Source organism: Aquisphaera insulae, from assembly GCF_011064615.1.
Taxonomy (GTDB): Bacteria; Planctomycetota; Planctomycetia; order Isosphaerales; family Isosphaeraceae; genus Aquisphaera; species Aquisphaera insulae.
On record NZ_JAALJH010000198.1, the window covers coordinates 1 to 2,354 of the forward strand.

The 2,354-nt window shown below is 57.6% G+C and carries 2 protein-coding genes; both read right to left on the reverse strand.

Annotated features, from left to right (window positions below):
- Nucleotides 1-308: 308 nt before the first annotated feature.
- Nucleotides 309-638: a hypothetical protein gene (locus G6O54_RS36680; RefSeq protein ID WP_165236011.1), complete on the reverse strand. Its 330-nt coding sequence runs from the start codon at nt 636-638 to the stop codon at nt 309-311.
- A partial coding sequence (locus G6O54_RS36685; RefSeq protein WP_304511166.1) for an RHS repeat-associated core domain-containing protein occupies nt 635-2,354 on the reverse strand: 1,720 nt, incomplete at its 5' end. The genes G6O54_RS36685 and G6O54_RS36680, both read right to left, overlap by 4 nt.

The window sequence follows — 2,354 nt, forward strand, 5'->3', positions numbered from 1 at the left end:
CACGCCGGCTCCGTACCGCTCCACACCGGCCCGGCCCCTCGCATCGTCAGCCCCGCTCGATTTCGTCGAAGTTCAATCCGGCCAACGACCGACCCGTGCTGCCCACGATACCGACTGGATAGCCCGACATTCTTCTCTGCATCCCCCAGACCACCCTCTTTGGGTGCCTGGCCATTGATGCCGCTGACCCCTTATCGCCCTCCTGACCCCTTATCGCCCTCCTGACCCCTTATCGCCCTCCTGACCCCTTATCGCCCTCCTGACCCCTTATCGCCCTCATCATTGATGCCTGGCCCCTCCAGACCTCCTCAGACCTCCCGGCCGATCGTTCGCTGAATCAATTCAATGGCTCTGGCTCTTAAGAGTCCCACATCTTGCTTGCGGTGAGGTATGGCTTCCTTTTCGCACAGGAAGACATACTGGTTTTGAGCTTTCGGAACATCGTTGGTCAGATCTGCGATTACGCTATCCACAATCTCCGTGGATTTCGAAAGGGAACAATTGTTGTGAAGAGAATATGCTACTCTTACCAGAGTTACAATCAATCCCTCGGAGTATTCGAGCGTGCCGTACCCGTACGGCGATCTCGCTATCATCTCAAGCTGATGCCTGATCTCATCCAGCAATTCGCTCGTCATCTAGGATCTCCTGGATTCCAAGGGTGCCACCTCAAAAGATCCATAACATCAGGATCTTTATTGATTGTTTTCAATGCATCAATCCAATCCTCGAGTGGTATACCTCCTGGATGCGCTGGATCACGGAGGATTCCGTTTTCTAGATGCACGGCATGATTAAAGAACGGAGGAGATGGTTGACCAGGAACCGGGTATCCGGGAAGAGCTGGCATGCGAGGCGTAATTGGAGTAATCTTCTGGATTTCTCCGGTTCCAGCCTTCTGAAGATAGTCGATGGCCCAGTCAAAACAATCTGCATTATGCGCCCAGACAGCGAATCCCCAAGTAGTATCTCCGATGAAATATGTATGAAAGTCCTCGACTTCTACATTGTAAACTGATGCTGGTTCTCTGGGGCCTTCAACCTTCTGAACGGCAATGAAGTCAGCCGTGAGACCTCTAATGAGATCGCCCTGGCGAAGTTGCTCGGCTTCGACCCAACCTTTACCTTCTACCCAAAATGGATGTTTGGCGGTAGTCCGAATCACTTGGCCACCGAGCCATATCTCAAGGATCGGTGCGAATGACTCAAAAGTAGTCCGTATCCGCTTCGCTACGACTGCGCTATAGGGATTATTTTGATCACGAGACAATACAAGATCACCCACTCGAAGATTCTCAACAAGGTTCGATCCATCAGGAGTGATCAGGGGCGTGCCTGCTGCGAAGCACTCTCCAGATCGAATTAGAGGCCCGGCTGATTTGATGGCGCCACTGATTCCGATTGCGGTGCTGACCAGTTGCAGGGACCCGCCGACACCATCACCGACCCTCTCAAGAACGGACTGCTTGTGACCGTCCACAGCGTCGTGCTCATGAAAAGCATCGTCGAGTTGTCGAACGCCGACCACGGTCGCCACAGTCGTTCCAACAGTTGTATAGATTCGTTCCGGAGTAGACATGCCCGATCCGCCCGTGTTCTGCCAGACGGTCCCCCCCTCATTGATCAGTCCGCCGACAGTATTATCCCATATACTGCCCGCTCCTCCCTTAACTGCCTCCCACCAGGGGATTTCCCAGCCGCCTGGAGGAGTTTCGCTGGGAAACGTGTCTCCAGGGCTGGGTTGGAACGGGGACTTGTGTATACCGCTCCCATCGACGACCTCGGTGTTTGCCGTCGCCGCGGCCAACCCCGTCGGATCCGTCGCGTTCGTCGGCCCGTTGCCGACGTACCGATAGAAGTTCGGGTCGCCGCCGCCGAGGCCGATCGGGTCCAGGGCGGTGAAGCGGCCGACGGCGGGGTCGTAGTAGCGGGCGTTGTCGTAGTAGAGGGCGATCGCGGCGTCGTATTCCATGCCGGCGTACTTGAAGCGGTCGCCGCTGGCGCCGCCGCTCTCGGCCAGGACCTTGCCGTAGCTGTCGTACGAGGCGTGGTAGATCACCGCCCCGGCGCTGCTGGCGATGTCGCGCACCGTGCCCAGGCGGTCGCTCAGGTACCAGGCCGTCGTCCCGCCCGACGAGGTCCGGGCCAGCAGCTCGTCCACGGCCGGGCCGTAGGTGTAGCGGTTCTGGAGCGTGCCGGCACTGTTGAAATCGGCATACGCGTTCGTGTCGTCGTAGACGGTCCACGTCTGGGTGCCGCTCAGGTTCGTCCCGATCCGGCGGTCGAGGGCATCGTACGTGTAGGTGGCCGTGGCCGTGCCCCCCACGCTGACGCCGGTCAATCGATTGCGGTAA